21 protein-coding genes and 1 pseudogene are annotated in these 21,696 nt (G+C 71.6%); 14 read left to right on the forward strand and 8 right to left on the reverse strand.

Translation table 11 applies throughout. The features are described 5' to 3' along the window. Window positions 1–115: 115 nt before the first annotated feature. From ABZX40_RS33495 to ABZX40_RS33535, 9 genes are all read left to right on the forward strand, one after another. Complete coding sequence (locus tag ABZX40_RS33495; protein ID WP_355746102.1) at window positions 116–922, forward strand: ABC transporter permease subunit; 807 nt, start codon at window positions 116–118, stop codon at window positions 920–922. 20 nt (window positions 923–942) lie between these two features. Further along, window positions 943–1,731 (forward strand): ABC transporter permease, encoded by a 789-nt coding sequence (locus tag ABZX40_RS33500; RefSeq protein WP_355746104.1) that lies wholly within the window; start codon window positions 943–945, stop codon window positions 1,729–1,731. Continuing rightward, window positions 1,724–2,590, forward strand: a complete 867-nt coding sequence (locus ABZX40_RS33505) for an ABC transporter ATP-binding protein (protein ID WP_355746107.1) — start codon at window positions 1,724–1,726, stop codon at window positions 2,588–2,590. Before ABZX40_RS33500 ends, ABZX40_RS33505 begins: the two co-directional genes overlap by 8 nt. Before the next feature lie 26 nt (window positions 2,591–2,616). Next, window positions 2,617–3,435: a carboxymuconolactone decarboxylase family protein gene (locus tag ABZX40_RS33510; RefSeq protein ID WP_355746110.1), complete on the forward strand. Its 819-nt coding sequence runs from the start codon at window positions 2,617–2,619 to the stop codon at window positions 3,433–3,435. Window positions 3,436–3,851: 416 nt separating this feature from the next. Continuing rightward, entirely contained in the window at window positions 3,852–4,646 is a 795-nt protein-coding gene (locus tag ABZX40_RS33515; protein ID WP_355746112.1) for an amidohydrolase family protein, read from the forward strand. 9 nt (window positions 4,647–4,655) lie between these two features. Continuing rightward, complete coding sequence (locus tag ABZX40_RS33520) at window positions 4,656–5,354, forward strand: GntR family transcriptional regulator (protein WP_355746115.1); 699 nt, start codon at window positions 4,656–4,658, stop codon at window positions 5,352–5,354. Window positions 5,355–5,455: 101 nt separating this feature from the next. After that, on the forward strand, window positions 5,456–6,439 hold the full coding sequence (locus ABZX40_RS33525) for an ABC transporter substrate-binding protein (protein ID WP_355746118.1): 984 nt from the start codon (window positions 5,456–5,458) through the stop codon (window positions 6,437–6,439). A 92-nt stretch (window positions 6,440–6,531) separates the two neighbouring features. After that, entirely contained in the window at window positions 6,532–7,614 is a 1,083-nt protein-coding gene (locus ABZX40_RS33530; protein WP_355746121.1) for a hypothetical protein, read from the forward strand. Continuing rightward, window positions 7,604–8,092 carry a hypothetical protein gene (locus ABZX40_RS33535; protein ID WP_355746124.1) on the forward strand — a complete coding sequence of 163 codons (489 nt, stop codon included), beginning with the start codon at window positions 7,604–7,606 and terminating at the stop codon, window positions 8,090–8,092. Before ABZX40_RS33530 ends, ABZX40_RS33535 begins: the two co-directional genes overlap by 11 nt. Window positions 8,093–8,170: 78 nt before the next feature. Here ABZX40_RS33535 and ABZX40_RS33540 read toward each other — a convergent pair whose 3' ends face one another. From ABZX40_RS33540 to ABZX40_RS33550, 3 genes are all read right to left on the reverse strand, one after another. Then, window positions 8,171–9,289, reverse strand: coding sequence for a PQQ-dependent sugar dehydrogenase (locus tag ABZX40_RS33540; RefSeq protein ID WP_355746126.1), 1,119 nt, complete (start codon window positions 9,287–9,289; stop codon window positions 8,171–8,173). Between the two features lie 106 nt (window positions 9,290–9,395). After that, window positions 9,396–10,268 carry an amidohydrolase family protein gene (locus ABZX40_RS33545; RefSeq protein WP_355746129.1) on the reverse strand — a complete coding sequence of 291 codons (873 nt, stop codon included), beginning with the start codon at window positions 10,266–10,268 and terminating at the stop codon, window positions 9,396–9,398. Then, window positions 10,265–11,161 (reverse strand): aldolase/citrate lyase family protein, encoded by an 897-nt coding sequence (locus tag ABZX40_RS33550; RefSeq protein ID WP_355746132.1) that lies wholly within the window; start codon window positions 11,159–11,161, stop codon window positions 10,265–10,267. Before ABZX40_RS33550 ends, ABZX40_RS33545 begins: the two co-directional genes overlap by 4 nt. Before the next feature lie 155 nt (window positions 11,162–11,316). On the opposite strand from ABZX40_RS33550, the gene ABZX40_RS33555 reads away from it, so the two are divergent. Genes ABZX40_RS33555 through ABZX40_RS33565 form a run of 3 tightly spaced genes read left to right on the forward strand, consistent with a single transcriptional unit; the run spans window position 11,317 to window position 14,099 of the window. Beyond that, on the forward strand, window positions 11,317–12,288 hold the full coding sequence (locus ABZX40_RS33555) for an ABC transporter substrate-binding protein (protein ID WP_355746134.1): 972 nt from the start codon (window positions 11,317–11,319) through the stop codon (window positions 12,286–12,288). Further along, entirely contained in the window at window positions 12,275–12,841 is a 567-nt protein-coding gene (locus ABZX40_RS33560; RefSeq protein WP_355746137.1) for a hypothetical protein, read from the forward strand. Before ABZX40_RS33555 ends, ABZX40_RS33560 begins: the two co-directional genes overlap by 14 nt. Window positions 12,842–12,854: 13 nt before the next feature. Next, window positions 12,855–14,099 carry a DUF5624 domain-containing protein gene (locus ABZX40_RS33565; RefSeq protein WP_355746140.1) on the forward strand — a complete coding sequence of 415 codons (1,245 nt, stop codon included), beginning with the start codon at window positions 12,855–12,857 and terminating at the stop codon, window positions 14,097–14,099. Between the two features lie 270 nt (window positions 14,100–14,369). On the opposite strand, the gene ABZX40_RS33570 is transcribed toward ABZX40_RS33565, so the two are convergent. Beyond that, entirely contained in the window at window positions 14,370–14,981 is a 612-nt protein-coding gene (locus ABZX40_RS33570; protein ID WP_355746143.1) for a TetR/AcrR family transcriptional regulator, read from the reverse strand. A gap of 335 nt (window positions 14,982–15,316) precedes the next feature. Here ABZX40_RS33570 and ABZX40_RS33575 point away from each other — a divergent pair. After that, window positions 15,317–16,786 (forward strand): annotated as a pseudogene (locus tag ABZX40_RS33575) (carboxylesterase family protein); the annotation flags it as partial. Between the two features lie 19 nt (window positions 16,787–16,805). Here the strand turns inward: ABZX40_RS33575 and ABZX40_RS33580 are convergent. The 4 genes from ABZX40_RS33580 to ABZX40_RS33595 form a co-directional block, all read right to left on the reverse strand. Next, on the reverse strand, window positions 16,806–17,474 hold the full coding sequence (locus ABZX40_RS33580; protein ID WP_355746146.1) for a response regulator transcription factor: 669 nt from the start codon (window positions 17,472–17,474) through the stop codon (window positions 16,806–16,808). Continuing rightward, the gene (locus ABZX40_RS33585; RefSeq protein ID WP_355746319.1) at window positions 17,471–18,754 is read right to left on the reverse strand and encodes a sensor histidine kinase; all 1,284 of its coding nucleotides are present in this window, start codon (window positions 18,752–18,754) and stop codon (window positions 17,471–17,473) included. The genes ABZX40_RS33580 and ABZX40_RS33585 overlap by 4 nt, the downstream gene beginning before the upstream one ends. Window positions 18,755–18,782: 28 nt before the next feature. Further along, window positions 18,783–19,625 (reverse strand): ABC transporter permease, encoded by an 843-nt coding sequence (locus ABZX40_RS33590; RefSeq protein ID WP_355746149.1) that lies wholly within the window; start codon window positions 19,623–19,625, stop codon window positions 18,783–18,785. A 205-nt stretch (window positions 19,626–19,830) separates the two neighbouring features. After that, complete coding sequence (locus tag ABZX40_RS33595) at window positions 19,831–20,778, reverse strand: ATP-binding cassette domain-containing protein (protein ID WP_355746152.1); 948 nt, start codon at window positions 20,776–20,778, stop codon at window positions 19,831–19,833. Window positions 20,779–21,011: 233 nt separating this feature from the next. Between ABZX40_RS33595 and ABZX40_RS33600 the strand changes: the two genes are divergently transcribed. Beyond that, window positions 21,012–21,578 carry a hypothetical protein gene (locus ABZX40_RS33600; protein ID WP_355746154.1) on the forward strand — a complete coding sequence of 189 codons (567 nt, stop codon included), beginning with the start codon at window positions 21,012–21,014 and terminating at the stop codon, window positions 21,576–21,578. The last annotated feature ends 118 nt before the right edge of the window (window positions 21,579–21,696 follow it).

The following is a 21,696-nucleotide window of genomic DNA, read 5'->3' on the forward strand; positions in this document are numbered from 1 at the left end:
ATATATCTGCCATGTATGCGCCGGGTTGGCCGGACTTACGATGCCGAGCACTTAGACGACCGGTCGTCTGGCCTCTACAAGGGAGTAGAACCATGCGCGAGCGCGGTGACACGTCATGATCGGCCTGAAATCACGCCCGGCGGCCCCCGGCCGACCACCGGCCGCCGAAACCGTCCCGGCCCGGGTCGCCCGCTGGGGCATCCTGCTGCTGGCCGGCCTCGCCCTCTGGCAGTGGCTGGCGGTGGCCGTCGACAGCCCGGTGCTCCCGACGGTACCCGCCTTCCGTAGCGCCGCCGCCCAGGTGGTCGTCTCGGACACCTTCTGGAACGCCCTCGGGCAGACCCTGCTCGGCTGGTCGATGGGGCTCGCCCTGGCCTTCCTCATCGGCGTACCCATCGGTCTGCTCATCGGGACCTTCACCATCCTGGACCACGCCACCCGGGTGTCCGTCGACATCCTGCGGTCCCTGCCCCTGATCGTGGTCACCCCGATCCTGGTGCTCACCTACGGGACCTCACTGCTCACCAAGGTGATCCTGGTCTTCCTGGCCACGGTCGCGCAGATGATCCTGCACGCCGCCTACGGGGTGCGCGAGGTGGACAAGGTCGCCAAGGAGACGGCCGTGTCCTACCACCTGACCCTGCCCGACCGGATCCGCTTCCTCTACGTCCCCAGCGCCGCCGGGTTCATCGGCACCGGACTGCGGATCGCGGCCACCATCGCCCTCGGGGTGTGCATCGGCGTCGAACTGATCACCAGCGTGCCCGGACTGGGCCTGGAGATCCTGCGCAGCAGCGCCAACGCCCGACCGGGTATCGCGTTCGTCTACTTCGTCGCCGCCTCGGTCCTCGGCCTGGTCATCGCGTACGTCTTCCAGCGCGTCGAGCGGACCGCCCTGTTCTGGAACCCCAAGTTCCGATGACCGCCCGGAAGGTACGACCGATGCCGCACCTCACGCGCAGGCGGGCGCTGACGACCGCCGTCGAGTTCTCCGTCCCCGCCGTCCTGGTCTTCGCCTGGTGGCTGAGCGGCGAACTGGGCATGACCTCCTTCTACTTCCCGGCGCTCAGCGCGATCTGGGACAGATTCGTGGAGACCTGGTTCTCGGAGCGGTTCTTCGACGATGTGATGCCGACGCTGTCGGCGATCGTGCTGGGCTACGCGTTCTCCGTGGTCCTCGGGGTCGCGCTCGGGGTGATCCTGGCCCGGCTGCCGCGACTGGAGCGGCTCATCGCCCCGCTGCTGGAGTTCTTCCGGGCCATGCCCGGCGCCGCCATCGTCCCGATCCTCATCGTGATCATCGGGGTCGGCATGGAGATGAAGGTGTTCCTCGTCGTCTTCTCCGCCATCTGGACCGTGCTGCTCAACACCCTCGACGGCGTCAAGGCGATCGAGCCGACGGCCCGCGACACCCGGCGCAGCTACCGGCTGTCCGGCCCGACCGCACTGCTCTTCGTGACCCTCCCGGCGGCCAGTCCGCAGATCGTCGCAGGTATGCGGGTCGCGCTGTCCCAGTGCATCATCCTGATCATCATCTCCGAGATGGTCGTCTCCTCCTCCGGCATCGGCAACTTCATCAGCCAGGCCGAGGGCGCGTTCGACATGACGGCGCTGTGGAGCGGGATTCTCGTCATGGCCTTTATCGGGTTTTTCCTTAACAAGCTGTTTCATCTCTTCGAGCACCAGGTTCTCGCCTGGCACCGCGGCCTGCACGGCAGGACGCATGCCTGAGCGTGAGCCGACCCACCCCGACGGGAGCGATCTGATGACGACGACGTCCGACGTCGAGCCCGCGGCGCCCGGCGCCGCGCCCACCACCCACCGCCGGATCGAGGCGAAGGGACTCGGCAAGACCTTCCAGACCCGCAACGGACCCCGGGCCGTCCTCGACGGCCTCGACTTCCGGGTCGACGCCAACGAGTTCGTGTCCATCGTCGGCCCCTCCGGCGCCGGCAAGACGACCCTGCTGCGCTGTATCGCGGGGCTCGAACGCCCCACGGCGGGCGGGGTCTACGTCGACGGCGACGAGGTGCACGAGCCGCCCCGGCAGGTCGCCCTGGTCTTCCAGGACTACGGCCGCTCGCTCTACCCCTGGCTGCGGGTCGAGGGCAATGTCGCGCTCCCGCTGCGCACCAAGCGGCTGAGCAAGAAGGCCCGCCGCACCGCCGCGCTGGAGGCGCTGGAGGCGGTCGGGCTCGCCGACGCCGCCCACCAGTACCCCTGGCAGCTCTCCGGCGGGATGCAGCAGCGCGTCGCCATCGCCCGCGCCCTCGCCTACGAGCCGGAAGCGCTGCTGATGGACGAGCCGTTCGCGTCCGTCGACGCCCAGACCCGCTCCGACCTGGAGGACCTCGTCCTGAGCATCCGCTCACGGTTCGACATGACCGTCATCCTGGTGACCCATGACGTGGACGAGTCGGTGTACATGGCCGACCGGGTGCTCGTCCTCGGGAAGGCGCCCGCGCGGATCATCGAGGAGGTGGTGGTCGAACTGCCCGCCGAACGGGACCAGATCAGCACCAAGTCCGACCCGGCCTTCGTCTCCGCCCGTACCCGCGTGCTGACCGCGGTCCAGAACGCGAAGGGCTGACCGTGCCCCGAGTTGCGTTCGCGCCGGTGCCCGGCGAAGTCGGTGAGCAGGTCCGGGCCCGGCGCGGGGGAGTCGTCACCGCGCTCGACGCCACCCTCGCCCACAATCCCGCCCTGCTCGACGCCTGGAACGGGTTCCTGGGCACGGTACGGGGTGGCCTCACGATCGGTGCCGATGTCGTGGAGACGGTCGCCCTGCGGGTGGCCGTCCTCAACGGCGCCGCCTATGAGTGGGCGGCGCATCTGCCGCCGGCGCGGGCGGCCGGGCTGGACGAGGGGGTGATCGAGAGCCTGCGTACGGAGGGGCCTGTCGGGTTGGGTGGGGCCGTGGGGCCTGTCGGGTTGGGTGGGGCGGAGGGTCCTGTCGGGTTGCGTGCGGCGGACGTTGCTGTCGGGTTGCCTACGGCGGACGGTCCTGTCGGGTTGCCTGCGGCGGACGGTCCTGTGCGGCTGGGTGAGGACGGCGGTCCAGTGGACCTGCGTGAGGGCGGTTCCGTGCGGTTGGGTGAGGACGGTGGTCCGGTGGACCTGCGTGAGGGCGGTTCCGTGCGGTTGGGTGAGGACGGCGGCTCGGTGGACCCGCCCGAGGACAGTCCCGTAGAGCTGCGCGAGGGCCCCGTACCGGGTGCCGCCGCCCGGCTGCGGGTCGTCGTCGCGGTGACCGACGAGCTGACCCGGACCGCCGGGCTGACCGACGCCACCGCCGCGCTGGCGGCGCGCGAGTTCCCGGAGCCGCAGCTCGTGGAGCTGTTCGCGGTCGTCTCCTGCTACAACATGGTGTCCCGCTTCCTCAACGCCGCCGGTCTCGCGCCCGAGGACCGCGTGGTCGAGGCGGGCCGCCCATGACCGAGCCGCGCCCTGAGCCCGCCGGCTCCCGTCCTGCCTCCCCGTCGCTCTCCGAGACCCCTGGCCTCCGTCCCCTGCCGGAGCGGTCGCTCCCCGAGACGCCCGGCCCTCGCCCCCTGCGGGAGCCGTCGCTCCCCGAGACCCCTGGCCCCCGTCCCTTGCCGGAGCCGTCGCTCTCCGAGGTCCCCACCCCCCGTCCCCTGCCGGAGCCGTCGCTCTCCGAGGTCCCCACCCCCCGTCCCCTGCCCGAGCCGTCGCCCCCCGGGACCCCCACCCCCCGTCCCCTGCCCGAGCCGTCACCCCCCACGACCTCCGCCCCCCGTCCCCCGTCCCCGCCGCGCCCCACCACCCCCGGTCCCCGCCCCCTCACCCGGCGTCCCCGGCTCGTGCCGCCGCCCGGCTCCTGTGACGCGCATGTGCATGTCTTCGGACCGCACGCCGTCTTCCCGTACGCCGACGACCGGCCCTACACTCCCGAGGACGTGCCCCTGGAGCGGCTGCGGGAACTGCACCGGGCGCTCGGCTTCGACCGCGCGGTCATCGTGCAGCCCACCTGCCATGGCCGCGACCACTCCGCCCTGCTCGACGCCCTGCACCGCGGCGCCGGACGCTACCGGGGCGTCGCCCTGCTGGACACCGCCACCGACCTCCCCACCCTGCGCCGCTGGCACGACACCGGGATGCGCGGCGCCCGGGTGCAGTTCACCCCCGCCTCGGAACCGGGCCGCGCCGAGTTCGCCCGGACCCTCGGCCTGGTCGCGGAACTGGGCTGGCACCTGGACGTCCATGTCATCGGCACCGGCATCCTGCGGTTCGCCGACCGGCTGCGCGCCGAGGACTACCGGGGCCGGGTGGTCATCGACCACATGGGCCGGATCGACCCCCGGGACGGCCCCCAGCGGGACACCCTCCGGACCCTGCTGGACACCGGCGACACCTGGGTCAAACTCAGCGCCGCCGACCGCCTCGCCCGCCGGCCGCCCGCCCTGGACGACGCGCTGCGGTTCGCCCGGGAACTCTTCGAGCACCGCCCCGACCGCTGTGTGTGGGGCTCGGACTTCCCCCACCCCAATACCCATGGATTCATTCCGGACGATGCCGATCTGGTCGACGGAATCTCGATTGTCTGTCACGATGAATCGACACTCAACCGGCTTCTCGTGGAGAATCCGGCCGAGTGTTTCGATTTTCCTCCCGTCCCGAACGGGTGATGATCTTCCATGACATTCCTGTGGCATCCCCAATCGGCGACGGACATCAGCCCGGCACCCTCATTGGGTGACCGCGTCAGTGAACACATGCGGGAAGCATTGCTGAATGCGACCTGGAAACCGGGCGATCTGCTGCTGGAGGCGGAACTCGCCGAACAGTACGGAGTCTCGAAAACCCCGGTGCGGGAGGCGCTGCGGCTGCTCAGTCAGGAGGGCTGGATCGACATCGCGCCCCGCCGCGGCTACATCGTGCGCCGGCTGCGACTGCACGACGTCCGGGAGATCTTCGAACTGCGGGTGATGATCGAACCCGCGCTGATCGCCCGCACCGCACGCTTCGCCACCCTGCGCGACATCAGTGAGCTGCGGCGCAGGACCGAGGAGCCGATCGACCCCGTCGACGGACTGGACGGCCAGTCGCCACCCGGCCGCGAGTTCCACCTCACCTGCGCCCGGCTGTCCCGCAACGAACGCGCCGCGACCACCGTCACCAATCTCCTCAACCAGGTGCGCCGGCTGCACCATCTGATGGCCGATATCGACACCCACCGCCCCATGTCGGTGATCATCGACGACCATCTCGCGATGGTCGACGCCCTGGAGTGCCGGAATCCGGAGACCGCGCACCGGCTCATGCGCGAACACATTCGCGCGGACGGGGCGAAAATGCTGGACCAGGCGAAGCGCAATCTCACCGCCGGGCACTGAAGATATATCTTCCATATCGCTGTCGGAACGCCCCTCCTATGCTCTGCGCAGGACGCGCCGCCACGTCGGAGCGCTCCCACCGGACTTCAGGAGCAAAGCAAATGCGTTCAATGACGAGAGCATGTGCAGCGGGCCTGGCGATCTCGATCGTCGCGCTGGCAGGATGCAGCGATTCCGGCGCCGATGCGGAATCCGCCGACGGACTCACGCCGGTCAGGGTGTCCGTCGGCGCCATCGCCGGATCCTCCACGCCGATGTACATGGCCGTGGACAACGGGACCTTCGAGGACCTCGGTCTCGATGTCACCATCGAGACCGCCACCAGCGGATCCCTCGCCGTGCCGACGATCCTGGCCGATCAGTTCCAGTTCGCCATGACCGGGTTCGACTCCTACATCAGCGCCCAGAGCGAGGGACTGCCGGTCACCATGGTCTCCGCCGTCAACCGGCTCCGGTCGGCCGACAGCGGCTACGACGGACTGATCGTCCCCACCTCCAGCACGGCGACCGACCTCGGTGATGTCAGCATCCTCGCGACCCCCGACTCCGCCCGCACCGCGCTGATGGACCTCCGGGTCACCGGCATGGGCGGCGACTACGAGGCGATGCAACTGCTCCAGGTGCCGCTGGGCTCGATCGGCGACACCGTGGCCAGCGGCGCCGCCGACGCCGGCTACCTCTTCCAGCCGTTCCTGGGTCAGGCCCTCGAAGGCGGCGACGTCAAGCTGCTGGAGAGCGGGTCCGCCGAGGACCTCACCGTGGCCGGTGCGCCCAGTGCCGTCCTCATCGCCTCCGAGGAGTACCTCGGGGACCACGAGGACACCGCGGAACGGTTCGCCCAGGGCGTCCTGGAGGCGTACGCGTACGCGGCGGCCCACCCCGACGAGGTCTCCGAGGCCAGCGTCGGCACCGGCCTCGTCGACGAACCCGTCCCCGCGGACAACCTGCCCGACTACGCCGCCGAGGCGATGCCCGTCGCGGTGGTCCAGCGGCTCCTGGACGTCTACTCCGAACTCGGCTACCTGCCCGAGGAGACCACGGCGAACGACATCGTCTGGCTCCCGGGCGGCAACTTCGCCGAATGACCCCCACCACGCAAGTGACCCCGCTCGCAGGTGATCCCACCCGCAAGTGGCCCCACTCGCAACTGATCCCACCCGGCAATGAGAGGAACCCCATGGGCAACGTGCTGTCCGAAATCCAGCGGATCCCCACCTCGGCGGCCCGCGCCGTCGAGTACTTCGAGGTGGACGGCGCCGGCCACCTGATCGTCCCGCAGCTCGCCTACGACGCCGAGGGCTCCCCGGGCGGCATGAACGGCGGCAACTCCAACACCGACGTCCTGGTGCTGCGGCGCGAGGGGGACACCTTCACCCCCGCCGGGAAGCTGCCCGGCACCGGCGGTGAGGACGCCGAGTTCTTCGAGATCGACGGACGCCGCTTCCTGGCCGTCGCCTCCATCCGGATCGGCAGCGGCCCCTACAACTTCCTCACCGGATCCCCGATCTACGAATGGGCCGACGGCGGCTTCGTACCGTTCCAGACGGTGTCGAGCTACGCCGCCAAGCAGTGGCGGCACTTCGAGATCGAGGGCACCCACTTCCTCGCCCTCGCCCAGAACCGGCCCGGCGACCTCGATGTCAGCTCCGCCGTGTTCCGGTGGAGCGGCGAGCGCTTCGAACGGTTCCAGGACATCCCCTCCCGGGGCGGCTACAACTTCGAGTACTTCTCCCTCGACGGCCAGCACTATCTGGCGCACGCCGACCATGTCCTGCCCAGCCGGCTCTACCGCTGGGACGGCACCGCCTTCGTCGACCACCAGGACCTGGTGCCCACCGGCGGACGCGCCTTCGCCCTGATCGCCACCGGCGGCACCACCTATCTCGCGGTCGCCTCGATGTTCTCCGAGTCGCAGCTGCTGCGCTGGAACGGCGGCGAGTTCGTCGCCCACGCCACCCTGGAGGGCGGCCCCGGCGGCCGTGAGTTCGCCGTCGTCGACGCCCCCGGCGGCCCGTACCTGGTCCGGGTCACCTTCGTCACCGGCGGCCAGGCCAACCCGACGCCGCAGCAGACGTCCTACGTGTACCGCATCCAGGACGGGAAGCCCGAGGTGGTCGACACCTTCGCCACCACCGGCGGCACCGACGCCGTGGTCATCCCGGCCGGTGACGGCGGCATCCTGCTGGCCGTCTCCAACGCGCTCGCACCGGATGTCACCTTCGCCACCGACACCGTCCTCTACCGGTTCGATGCCTCCTGACCACCGAACGGGCCGCCGACTCCTCGTCCTGGAGTCGGCGGCCCTCCGCCGTCCGCACCTGCGCCACCTCGTATCCCTGACGGACGACGGCCAGGAACTGGACCTGCACTACCTCACCACCGCGCCCGCCACGGCACCCGAGGCGTACACCCAGATCCACAGCTCCACGCCCGCCCCGGCACCGGACGCCGCGGTCGCCTGCCAGCTCCATGTCGCCATGACCTCCACCGACCCCGGCGCGCTGCTCGCCTGGTACCGCGACGAGCACATCCCACTGCTGCTGCGCAACCCCGACTGGCTGGCCGTACGCCAGTACCGCCGACTGCGCGGCACCGGCGAGGAGTTGCTCACCGTCCACGACCTCACCCACCCCGGCGCGACCGACCATCCCGCCTGGCGGACGGCGACGACCACCGCTTGGCGGGACCGCGTGCTGGGAGATGTCGTCCGGCGGACGCGGCGGCTTTATGGCTGCTGAGCACGGACAGGGGGACGACATGCCCGCGCGGCGGTCGCACCGTGCACGCGACCGCCGCGGGGACCGACTGCCCGCGCCCTAGCCGCCGTTCTCCAGCTCCACCGAGAGCAGCCGCTCGTCGCCCTCGCGCGGGTCGCCGTTGCCGTCCGAGTTGCTGGTCAGCAGCAACAGGGAACCGTCGGCTGCGACATCGACCTCGCGCAGCCGGCCGAACTCGCCGCGGAAGTGGGTCGTCGAGCGGGCGTCCGCCGGGTCGGAGACATCGATGGCGATGAGCGCCTCGCCGCGCAGCGCGGCCATGAACACCGTGTCACCGACGACCGCGATCCCGGCCGGGCTCGCGTCGGCCACCGACCAGGTGGCGACCGGCTCCAGGAAGTCGGACGAACCGCCCTCCCCCTCGACCTCCGGCCAGCCGTAGTTGCCGCCCGGCACGATCCGGTTCAGCTCGTCCCAGGCGTCCTCACCGAACTCGCTGGCCCACATCGTCCCGTCCTCCGACCAGGCCAGACCCTCGATGTTGCGATGCCCGAGGCTGTAGACATACGAGTCGGGGTCCGGGTTGTCGGCCGGTATCCCGCCCTCGGGCGTCAACCGCAGGATCTTCCCGGCCAGGGAGTCCGGGTTCTGGGCATGGGTGCGGTCCGGGTCGCCGACCGCCGCGTAGAGCATGCCGTCCGGGCCGAAGGCGATCCGTCCGCCGTTGTGCCGCTCGCCCGCCGGGATCTCCCCGAGGACCGTCTCGAACGCGCCGAGGGCATAGCTCCCGGCGCTCCCGGTCAGCGGCGCGCGCACGATGCGCTGGCCGTCGGTGGCCGTGTAGTAGGCGTAGAGATGGCTCGGTTCGCCGGGGAGGACCGCCAGGCCCAGCAGACCGGACGACCCCTCCGCGACGACCCCCTCGATCACCGCCAGCTCGCGCACCTCACCGTCCGGGGACAGCTCGCCGATCCGGCCGGTGTCACGGAAGCTGACCAGCGACGACTCCGCGTCCATGACGATCAGCTCCCACGGCGTGCCGGTCAGCCCCTCGGCCAGCACCCTGGGGTCACCGGCCGGGACCACGGCCGCCGAACCCGCCGGTGACGGTGCGCCCTGTGTCGCGGTCGGTGGTGTCTCGTCGGCGTTCCCGCCGGTGCAGGCGGTGAGAGTACCGACGAGGGCGAACGCGGCGGCGTACACGTACCGGCGGGGCATGGGGGGTCCCTTCATGAAGCGGATCAGGTGAATCGGGTGAATCGGGTGAATCGGGCGAGTTCGGCGCGTGGGGCGCGTCGGGTGACGTGGTCGCGGGGGTGGCGGCTCAGGAGTAGAAGAGCCGGGTCGGGCCGTCGGTGAGGATCGTGCGGCGGTCCCGTTCGTCGGGCGCCCAGTCGCGCAGCAGATTGAGCACCTCACCGGTGTCGCGCTGCCCGTCCGGCAGATGCGGCCAGTCCGAGCCCCAGACCAGCCGGTCGGCCCGCGCGGCCACCAGGGCCCGGCCCAGCGGCGCGACCGACGACAGCGGCGCGGACCCGGCGACCCGGTAGGGCCCGGACAGCTTGATCCAGCAGTTACCCGTGTCCAGCAGGCCGGTGAGCGCCTCGAAGTCGGCCTCGCCGAAACCGTCCGAGCGCTTCATGTACCCCATGTGATCGATGACGTAGGGCACATCGAGCGGGGCCAGATACGGGATCAGCGCGCGGACGACGGCGCCCGGCGCGTAGAACTGGAGATGCCAGCCGCGCTCCCGCACCCGCTCCGCCTGCGCCATGACATAGCTGCGCAGATCCTCCAGCGGCCAGTCGGCGCGGGCGAACAGGTCCAGCCGGATCGCGCGGACCCCGCGTTCGTGCCAGCCGTCCAGGACCCGGTCGGAGATGCCGTCGCCGACCCGGACGACGCCCCGCGCGCGGGGTCCGAGCCGGTCCAGGGCGTCGAGGAGCAGGGTGTTGTCGTCGCCGTAGAAGGTCGGCTGGACGAGGACCATCCGGTCGAACCCGAGATGCCCGGCCAGCTCCGCGTACTGCTCCAGCCGCCCGTCCGGGAAGGTGTAGAGCGGGGCGTCGACATGCGGGAACCCGTCCTCGAACACATGGAAGTGGGTGTCGCAGGCGCCCGGCGGCATGGTGAAGGCGGGCGCGGTGTTGGTGCCGGCCGCGCGCATCGGCAGGGTCTTCAGGGGCTGGATCGTCACGGTCGGCTTCCTGTTCCAGTCGTCTCGGAGAGGGATCCGGCGAGGGCGCCGGGCTCGGCGGTGGTGGGTCCCGCGACCGCCCCGGTCAGGGTCTCCTCGCACCACCGCCGATATCCGTCGGCGCGGCTGCGCGCGCTCGCGTAGAGCAGCTCGGTGTCCATACCGGTGAGGATCAGCGGGCAGGCGCCCCCGCGCAGATGCCGGGCGAGGATCTCCCGGTCGCCGACCCCGCCGAGCATGAACAGCTTGCCGTGCCGCCGGCAGGCGTCCGCGACGGCGGCCAGGGCCCGTTCCATCTCCGGGGTCGTGTAGTCGCCGGGGCTGCCCAGCTCCGCCGACAGGTCGTTCGCCCCGACGGCGACGATGTCCACCCCCGGCACGGCGGCGATCTCGTCGCACCGCTCGATGCCGAGCGGGCTCTCGATCAGGACCTTGACCACGGTCGCGGCGTTGACCGGCCCGTTCGTCACGCGGGCCGGCATCGGGGTGAGGCCGTACTGGAGCAGCTGCGCGGTCTGCGACCGGTGCCCCTCGGGCGGGAAACGGCACGCGCCCGCGATGTCCGCGGCGGCCACGGCCGACTCGATCCGGGGCGCGACGACACCGGTGGCACCGCCGTCGAGGAGCGGCCCGATCATGCCGTACTCGCGCTCCGGGACCCGGACCAGCGCGGCCAGCCCGAGATCGGTCGCCTCACGGCACATGGTGGTGGCGGTGTCCAGTGACATCGGCGCGTGCTCCAGATCGACGAGCACACCGTGATGCCCGGTGCTCGCCGCGATACGCACCGCGTCTCCGGTCCGCGCGCTGCGAATGCCCATGAGGAAGGTGGGCTCCCCGGCGCGCAGCCGTGCGACAAGGGGGACCGGCTCGCCGGCAGGGGTGGCAGTCATCCCGTCACGCTAGGCGCGGGGCGGCCGGAGCGGCGAGGTCACATATATCAGCGGTGCGCCCACAAATATCAGGGGCGGGCTCGGATATTTCAGAGCTGGAGCAGCCCGGCCGGGCTTCCTATCCTCACCCCACTCGATCTCTTGGAGGTGGAACCATGCGCACAAAGACGTCGCTCGCCGTTCTCCTCGTTCTCTCCGCGCTCGTGTCCTGTTCGGGCGGCGGAGAGACGGAACCCGAATCCGAATCCGGCACCACCACGGTCCGGGTCGCCGTCAGCCCGGCCGCCGGCACCTCGGCCCCGCTCTTCCACGCGGTGGAGTCCGGCACCTACGAGGACCTGGGCCTGGACGTGCGGCTCGACACCGCCACCGAGACCAGCGTGGTCGTCCCGCAGCTGATGAACGGCCAGCTGGACTTCGCGATGGCCAGCTTCGAATCGTTCATCAACGCCGCAGCCGAGGGACTGCCCATCCAGATGATCGCCCCCGCCAACATCCTGCGCGGCGGCGACAGCCGCTTCGCGGCGGTCATCGTGGACGCCGGCAGCACCGCCACCGACCTCAGCGATACCGATGTCTTCGCCGTCCAGGACGCCGCGCGCGGCCCGCAGATGGAGCTGGAGGTGACCGCCCTGAACGGCAACTACGACGAGATGGAGATGCTTCAGGTGCCGCTCGGCTCCCTCGCCGAGGCCGTCGCCAGCGGCGCGGCGGACGCCGGACACCTCTTCGAGCCGTTCCTCGGCCAGGCCCTGGACTCCGGCGATGTGGAGGTGCTCAGCTACGTCACCGACGAGATGACCCGGCCCGGCGCCCCCGGCGCGATCCTCATCGCCAACGCGGACGCCCTGGAGGACCGCCCCGAGGTCGCGCGGAGCTTCGTCGAGGGCACGATGGAGGCGTTCCGCTACGCCGACGCCAACCGCGAGGAGATCTCCGCCTACACGGTCGAGACCGGCCTCACCGACAACCCCGTCGCCCCCGCGAACCTGCCCCTCTACCCGGTCGAGCCGATGCCGGGCTCCGTGGTGCAGGACTTCATCGACTTCTACACCGAGTACGGCTACATCCCCGAGTCGCCGCCGCTCGCCGAGGCCGTCTGGCTGGACAGCGGTGCGTTCTCCTAGCCCACCGCCGTCCGTCCTGCTCCTCGTCGAGAGCGACCCGGGCGCCGTCGACACCGACGCCTTCCACCGCTGGTACGACGGGGAGCATGTGCCCGCGCGGATGGCGCTGCCCGGATTCCGGTCCGGCACGCGCTACCGCGCCACCGACGGCGCCCCCCCGGGCTGGCTGGCGCTCTACGACGTCGACCCGCGCACCCTGGAGAGTGCGGCCTACCGGCGGCTGCGCTCCCACCGCTCGGAGGCCGAGCGCCTCGTGATGCAGCGGCTGGCCGTGCTGCGGCGGCGGGTCCTGACCGTCGAGCGGCACCAGGGCGCGGCCCCGGCCGCCACGCCGTATCTGATGAGCGTCGGCCCCGGCGCGGCGCCGGACCGGCTGGGCGCCCTGCCGGGCTGGGTCTCGACCACGCGTTACGCTCCCACCGGCGCGGACGCCGAGCCGCTCACGCTCGTCCGGCTCCTTCAGGAACCCCCTCCCGACCCGGCCGGACGCCGCTTCGCCCTGTGGCGGCACTGGCCGGGGCCGGTCGGCGGGACCTCCACGATCCATGGATGAAAAGGCTTCGACGATGGAACGAAACGAGCTGCTCCGCACCGACATCCGCGAGTTCCCCGGGGCCTTCCCCGAGAACGCCGAGCTTGTCGAGCTGTTCCGCGCCTACACCAACCCGAGGGTGCCCGGCCGCGACTCGACCGGCGACCATCTCACCCAGGCCGCCTACGACCGCATCCTCGACTCACCCCTGATCGTCGCGACCGCCTCCGACCTCGCCCTCTACCCGGGCAGTGGCCGCCGCCCCAGCACCCAGCACTTCCGGCTGAACGTCCCCGGCTTCAAGGAACTCGCCGGGGTCTCCCACCTGGGGCCCGCCCTCGCCAGCGTGGTGCGCCTGGGCGAACTGGGCCTGGAACGGGAGTGGCGCGCGGACGCCGAACGGCTGCTGGCGGCATGCGTCGCCGCGCGGGACTCCCACTCACTGGAGTTCTGGCGCGACGAACTCAAGGCCGAGTCGTTCGCGGGCCGAGAGGAGGAGATCGCCGCCATGATGGACTACGGCCTCGCCGTCTCCATCCGCTATCTGCGCCGCGCCCTCGGTGAACCCGGCTATCTGTCCGCCCGCACCCTGCGCGACGACTATCTGATCGGCGTCGGACAGCCCGAGCTGCCGGTCCCGTTCACCAAGGTCGTCATCGCCACCTTCAGCCTCGTCGGCCTGGACTCCGTCAGCACCATCATGCGCTGGGTCACCTCGTTCGACCTGGACTGGAGCCGCACCTATGTGATGATCGCGGGCCGCCAGGGCCGCCCGACCAGCGGTATCACCAAGGGCACCAACTCGATGGCGCGGATCATCCACTTCGCCGCCCGGGGCGCGCTCCCCCCGTCGCATCTGCTGATCGCCCCGCACGCGCCGACGTTCCTCACCCCGCGCACCTCCGACGACCTGGACGAGGTGAGCCGCCTGGAGGACCCGCTGCGCTGGATGCTGGCCCGGGTCGTCGCCGGGATCGAACTGGCACCCATCATGTACGAGGGCTGGCCGTCCTACGAGGAGGCGCCCATGTTCGGCCCCGACCTGGAGCCGGGTACGCGCACCCTCTCCGACCTGCCGCGCATCCCCGCGCCCGACGCCTGGGACGTGATGTACGCCCGGCTGCGGCTGTCCCTGGAGGACCCCCGCCAACTCCTCGCCAGCGGAGTCTCCGACTATGTCGCCGAGCAGCTCGCCACCCGCCCGGACGGCGACTTCGTCGTACCGGGACTGGACAACGAGACCTATCCGCCCTTGGGTTCGACACCGGACATCGCCTGACGGCCGCCTGGGGCACGGGGCTCGACCGGGCCTGAGGGGGACCCGGATTTCACTTCCGCAACTCGGTTGCCGAAGTGAAATCCGGGTCCCCCTTCCGGCCGCCGACAACCATGCCGCTCTCATGACCGCCGCCCGGAAGATCCAGGCGGAACGGCCGTCCCGGTCAGCAGGATGCGTCACATCTCCCGCCCCCCTGCACCGATCTCACCGCGGCCCTGCGCCACCGTGACCCGTGACCTGCGGCCACTGCCGGACGGACTCACCCCCCGCTCAGGCCGGGTCCGCGAGCGCGGTGCCGAGCGCGGTGAGACCGGCCGTCAGCTGCCGCAGCGTGACATCCGCGACCAGATGGTGACTGATGATCAGGCCCGGCATGAGCGCGAAGAGCACGGCGGCGGTCGCCTCCGGATCGGCGTCGGCGCTCAGCCGGCCGTCGGCCCTCCAGCGTCCGGCGAGTTCGGCCAGCCGTTCGCGGGCGGCTGTGTAGCGGTCCTGCGCGAAGCTCCTCAGCCCGGGGTTGCCGAGGACTTCGGCCCATGCCTGGACGGCGAGTTTGGTCATGTCATGGCCGGGCTGGGCCATGCGGGTCTCCAGCTCGCCCACGAGGATCGCCAGGGTCTGGGCGGGGGTGGGGGTGGGGCGGAGGGTGAGGAGGCGCGCGAAGGTGTCGTGCACCAGGCCGAGCCCGCGTTCCGCCGCGGCCTGTATCAGCTCCTCCTTGCTGCGGAAGTGGCGGTAGACGGCGCTGGAGGACCAGCCGGTGGCGGCGATCACATCGTCCATGGACGTGGCATGGAACCCCTTCTCGGCGAAGCAGGTCAGTGCGCTGGTCAGGACGTGTTCGCGGCGCTGGGCGCGGGTCTGTTCGGTGAGCCGGGGCATGACCCCAGCATAAACGAAAACGTTCGTTTGCGTTTATGGGACCCCCGGCCCTAGACTGACGACGACGGAAGGCACCGGCGGTGCATTCCGCCCGTCGGCGGGAGCGGGCGGCCCGACCCGATGGCTCCCCCGGTCCGTCCCGGCGGAGAGCGCACGCACCTGGCCCCGTATCCCGTGCCGCCCCCGGCCCGTGACCGTCACCGAGCCCGCCCGAGCCGTCGAGACGCGCGCAGCGGCAGTGAGCCCTCCACGCCCCGCCGGAGCGGGCAGACCACTCCTCTCACCGGAGGCATCACCGTGCAGCCCATCGTCCAGACCCAGCAGGGCCCGTCCAAGGCTTCACCGAGCAGGGCGTCCACACCTTCCTCGGCCTGCCCTACGCCGAACCGCCCGTCGGCGCGCTGCGCTGGCGGTCACCCGTCCCGCCCGCCGGGTGGACGGACGTCCGGCAGGCGACCGAGTTCGGGCCCATCTGCCCGCAGACGGCCGGTGCGGTGTTCCGGACGCGGGCCTCGCGGGAGAGCGAGGACTGCCTGTATCTCAATGTCTGGACCGGCACGGTCGACCCCGAGGCACGTCAGCCGGTGATGGTGTGGATCCACGGCGGCGGCTACCTCGGCGGCGGAGGCTGCGAGGACGGCACGGACGGCTCCCACCTCGCGTCCCTGGGCGTCACCCTCGTCACCATCAACTACCGGCTGGGCGCCTTCGGTTATCTGGCCCACCCCGGCCTCGGCAGCAACTTCGGTGTCCAGGACCAGATCGCGGCCCTGCGATGGGTGCGGGAGAACATCGCGGAGTTCGGCGGCGACCCCGACCGCGTGACCGTCTTCGGCCAGTCCGCGGGCGGCCACTCCGTGCGCACCCTGCTGAGCGTGCCTTCGGCGGCGGGACTGTTCCAGCGCGCGATCCTCCAGAGCGGCGGGAGCGAGCGCTTCACCTTCGACCCCAAGCAGCCCGACGAGAACACCTACAACGCCAGCAGGACCTTCGTCGAACGCCTCGGCGGCGGGGGAGCGGACGCGCTGCGCGGCGTACCCACCCGGACGGTCAAGGAACTCTCGCACCGGCTCAGCGGGGTCATCCCGAAGAAGGGCCGGGTGCACACCCCCGCGAAGCTGACCTGGATGCCCGTCACCGACGGCGAGATCGTGCCGGCCGACGCCGACTCCCGCCCGCTGAGTGCGGTACCGCTGCTGCTCGGCCACACCTCGAACGAGTCGCGGTACTTCATCAAGCCGGGCATGCTCCCGTACAACACGCTGCTGCTCCGGGTCCTGACCCGTGCCCTGGCCGGTCCCCGGGCCAAGGCGGTGCGCCGGGAACTGGCGGCGCGGGGCGGGCCGATGTACGACCGCTTCGACCGCGTCTACACGGCCGCCGTCTTCGCCGAACCCCTCCTCGCCACAGCGGAACGACTCCTGTCGACCGGCCATGACTTCTTCTGCTACCGCTTCGACCGGGTCTCGCCCGGCGCCGAGAAGTCCGGCTTCCGCGCCCAGCACACCGCCGAACTCCGCTACCTCTTCGGCACCCTCACCCCCGACGTGTACGACGACGAGGACCGGCGGATCGCCACCTGGATACAGCGCCAGTGGATCTCGTTCGCCCGCGACGGCGCCCCGGCGGACCACGACCACTGGCCGCGCTACGACCAGGACGGCCTGATCGTGACCATCGACGGCACGCTCGGCCGGGGCCGCATCGACGACGACCCCGTCGTGTCCCTCCTGCACACGCGCCGGACGGCCGCGCCGCCCGACCCGGAGTTCCCGGGCCTCGGCCCCGAGCACAGCCGACTCTGACCCCACCGCCTGCCGGGGATCAGCGGGCGTTGGGGCGGGCCAGGCCGTGGTCGTAGGCGAAGATCACGGCCTGGATGCGGTCGCGGGCGCCTATCTTGGCCAGGACCCGGCCGACATGGGTCTTCACCGTCGACTCGGACAGCACGAACCGCGCGGCGATCTCGCCATTGGTCCAGCCCTTGCCGATGGCGACGAGGATCTCCCGCTCGCGTTCGGTGAGCGAGCCCAGGACCCGGTCCCCGGCCAGGTCCGTGCGAGGGGCCGGAACATAGCGGGTGAACTCGTCCAGGAGCCGCCGGGTGAGGGCGGGCGCGATCACCGCGTCACCGGAGGCGACGGCACGGATCGCGGCGAGGAGTTCCTCGGGGCGGGCGTCCTTGAGGAGAAAGCCGCTGGCACCGGCGCGCAGCGCGGAGTGCACGTACTCGTCCAGGTCGAAGGTGGTGAGCACCAGCACCCGGGAGCGGCCACCGGAGGCGACGATCCGGCGGGTGGCCTCGATACCGTCCATCCCGGGCATCCGCACATCCATCAGGACCACGTCCGGCCGCAGTTCGGCGGTCTTGCGCACGGCCTCGGTGCCATGGGCGGCCTCACCGACGACCTCCGTCTCGGGGACGGAGTCCAGCAGCAGATGGAAGCCGTACCGCTGGAGCGGCTGGTCGTCCACGATCAGTACGGTCGTCATCGGTCACCGTCCGCAGGGGTGAGGTCGAGGACGGCGTCCACGCGCCACCCTCCCTGGTCCGTCGGCCCCGCGGTGACGGTTCCGCCGTACAGTGCCGCTCGTTCGCGCATGCCCACCAGACCGTGTCCTTCCTCGCCGGGCGATCCGGGCCGGGCGGCCGGGCCGGTGTCCTCGACCCGGACGGTCAGCCGCCGCCCGTCCTCGGCATGGACCGCCAGCCGCACCCGGGTACCGCTGTCCGCATGCTTCAGGACATTGGTGAGAGCTTCCTGAACGAGACGGTAGACGGTGAGCTGCACGCCCCCGTCGAGGGTGTCCACCTCGCCGGACGTCCGGTAGACCACCTCCAGCCCGGCGGCCCGCACCGTGGCGCACAGCGCGCCGATATCGGTGACGCCGGGCTGCGGGCTGAGCGGGGCCGCGCCCGGGGGACCGTTCGTCGTCTCGCGCAGCACACCGAGCACCCGCCGCAGCTCGCCGAGGGCCTGACGGCCGGTGTCACCGATGAGCCGCAGTGTCTCCTTGCCCCGCTCGGGGTCGATGTCCGTGGCGTAGGCACCGGCGTCGGCGAGGGTGATGATGACGGCCAGATTGTGGCCGACGACATCATGCATCTCCCGGGCGACCCGGGTGCGCTCGGTCGCCGTGGCCAGCCTGCTGCGCTGATCGCGCTCGATCTCCAGCTGGGCCGCCCGCTCCCGCAGCCCCGCGAGCTGGGCCCGCCGGGTACGGATCATCAGACCGAGCGCCAGGGCCGCCGTCGCCGTGCTCAGCAGGAAGAACAACGTGTCCCAGACGGACACCGCCGCCGAGACCCGCACCGCGGCCAGCACCATCGCCCCCGCCATGGCCGCGCACGCCCACGGCAACTGCCGCAGCGGCCCGTGCAGCGCCAGGCTGTAGAGGGCGATGAAGAGGGCGACATCCGCGCGCAGCACGGCACCCAGCGACCACTGGAGGACGAACACCGCCGTGATCGCCGCGAACGCGTACAGCGGTCTGCGCCGCCGCCACAGCAGCGGCAGGACGAGACCGGCCTGCAACAGCAGCGTCGCCACCACCGGCAGGGGAACGAAGACCGGCCGCAGCCGGCGCGGCCCGTCGCCGTTGCCCACCGGGCCGTGCAGCAGATCGGGCAGGCAGAAAGCGAGGAAGACCAGGGCCACGACCGCGGTGTCCAGCACCCACGGATGCTCCCGGTCGGCCCGCCGCAGCCGCCGGCCGCCCCGGGACAGACGGGCGACCAGCGGTCCCATCGCGGTGATGTCATCGGCGGTCACTGAGGTCACCCTGCCATGGTGCGCCCGGTCAGGCGTCGGTGCGGACGAGCCGGTGGGCCGCGCCCGCCAGCGCCAGGCCGGTCCAGCCGAGGAAGACCAGCAGCCCGGCCGACGGCGACAGCGTGGTCGCGTCATGGGTGAGGGCGAACATCGCCTCCCCGGCGCGGGAGGGAAGGTAGGGGCTGATGTCGTCCTGCCAGGAGCTGGGCAGCAGCGAGATCAGCCCGGGGACCAGCATGAACGTCGCGACGAGGACCGAGATGCCGCCCGCCACGGACCGCAGCAGCGCGCCCAGCGCCGTCCCGATCACACCGACCAGACCGAGGTAGAGGCCCGCGCCCAGCAGACTCCGTGCCACCCCCGCGTCCGACAGGCTCAGGGCCGCGGGAGTTCCGGACAGGATCGCATTGCCGATCAGGAACGCGACGAACCCGCCCAGCGTTCCCACGGCCAGCGACACCAGCCCGTACACCGCCGCCTTCGACCACAGCACGGGCAGCCGGCGCGGTACGGCGGCCAGCGTCGAGCGGATCATGCCGGTCGAGTACTCCCCGGCCGTGACCAGCACACCGAGGACACCCAGGGCGAGCTGGGCGAAGCCGGTACCGAAGAGGGACAGACTGACCGCCGTCGCGTCGGCGAAGTCATCGCCCGGCCCGCCGGAGCCGGAGCCCGAGGTGTAGCGACTCGCCGAGATCAGACCGAAGGCCACCAGGAACAGCAGACCGAGGCCCAGGGTGATCCAGGTCGACCGCAGGGACCACAGCTTGGCCCACTCGGAGGCCAGCACCCGCCGTCCGGTCACCCGGTAGCGGGGGCGGACGGGGGCGGTACGGAGGTCGTCCCCGGTCGCTTCGGTGACGGTGCTCATAGGGGCCTCGCGGGGGTGTCGGGGCGGGTGGGGGTGGTCGTGGTGGTGCCTATGCGGGGCTCCCGGAGGGTGTGGTGACCCGGGGTGGGCGAGGGTGTCCGGCGATCACCTCGGTCTTCTGACGTCGTGTTCACACGGGCGTCCCGGAGGACCACGGCGACCCGGCGCGGGCCGGTGCGCTCACCCCGGTCTCCCCGGTGCGCGCTCACGCTGGCCTCCCCAGCCCGAGCCCGGCCTCGCCAGCCCCCGTCGAACCGTGGTACTCCACCGCGTCCCGCGTCAGATCCATGAACGCCGACTCCAGTGACACCGTCCGCGCGGTCAGTTCGAACAGCGCGATCCCGTGCTCGGCGGCCTTCAGCCCGATCTCGCGGGCGGTCAACCCGGCCACCTGCAACTCCTCGGAACCGATCCGGCCGGTGACCGAGACACCCGGCCCCGCCAGGATGTCCCGCAGCCGTCCCGGGTCCTGCGTCGCCACGGTCACCGTGTTCCCGCCCGCGTCGCGGATCAGGTCCGTCACGGTCGTGTCGGCCAGCAGCCGACCGCGCCCCACGATGATCAGATGGTCCGCGACCAGCGCCATCTCGCTCATCAGATGCGACGACACCAGCACCGTCCGCCCCTCCGCCGCCAGCGTCTTCAGCAGATTGCGGATCCAGAGCACCCCCTCCGGATCCAGCCCGTTCACCGGCTCGTCCAGCATCACCGTCTGCGGGTCGCCCAGCAGCGCCGCCGCGATACCCAGCCGCTGCCCCATGCCCAGGGAGAACGCGCCCGCCCGCTTCCGCGCCACACTGCCCAGCCCGGCCAGGTCGATGACCTCGTCGATCCGGCGCCCCGGAATGCCATGGGTCAGCGCGAGCGCCCTGAGGTGCTGATACGCCGAGCGCCCCGGATGGATCGACTTCGCCTCCAGCAGCGCGCCGACCTCCTGGAGCGGCGCCCGATGGCGGGCGTAGAGGCGGCCGTTCACGGTGACGGAACCGCTCGTCGGCGCGTCCAGGCCGACGATCAGCCGCATGGTCGTGGACTTCCCGGCACCGTTGGGCCCCAGGAACCCGGTCACCGAGCCCGGCCGCACCACGAAGTCCAGCCCGTCCACCGCCGTCTTCTCGCCGTACCTCTTGGTCAACTGCCGTGCCTCGATCACGCGCGCTCTCCCTGTCGGCCTCGGGCACCCGCTTCCGGCGCCACACCTGTGACGCTAGGCGCCGGAACACCCCGCCCCGGTGGTACCGGGAGGCCGCACCCACCCTCCGGGTGGTACCCCGGTACTACACCCGCCCGATGACGGACCGGCCCCCACCCGGCCCGACCGGAGCCCCTGCGGCCGTACGATGCCGACGGGCGGCGGGCCGGGGCCCACCGGGGGAGGCAGGGGACATGGAACAGCTGTGGCCGGCGCTCGTCGCGGGACTCGCCGGGCTCATCGGCGCCGCACTCGGTGGGTACTTCGCCCGCTCGGGAGCCATCACCGGCGCCCGGACGGCCGCCGACGCCATCGCCCGGCAGGTCGACCAGCAACGGGCCAACGAACTCCACCACTGGATCCGCCAGGAGCGCCGCACCGCCTACGACGAGGTCATCCGGGCCCAGGGAGTGCTGGCACGGCACCTGGCCGCGTTCCGCTCGGCGCTGGAGCACCAGGAGCCGCGCGACACGATCGACGAGGAACTGGACGCCGCGTGGGCATCGCTCTCGCTGGCGCTCAGCCGCACCCGCCTGTTCGGGCCCGAGCCGGTCTGGACAGCCGCCGTCCGGCTCCGGGACGCGGCCCACGCCGGACTCGCCGCCCACCGCGCCTTCGCCGGGCGGCTCGATTCCGCGCCGCCCGGCACCGCCTTCCCGGGGTGGCGGGAACTGACCGCTCCCCGTCAGGGGATGAAGGACGCCGGAGCGGAGTTCTTCGACCGGTGCCGGGCCGCGCTGGAGATTCCGCCGGACCGCTGAGCCACCGGGAGCACCCACCTCAAAGGATCTAAATCCAGGCTGAGTTGACACCCGGCGCAGTGTGCTCACAGGCGCCCGTACCCCCTTGACGCGCGTCAAGTCACCCCATGGGGCCGGG

The sequence above is a fragment of the Streptomyces sp. NPDC004610 genome (genome assembly GCF_040609715.1).
In the GTDB taxonomy this organism is placed as follows: domain Bacteria; phylum Actinomycetota; class Actinomycetes; order Streptomycetales; family Streptomycetaceae; genus Streptomyces.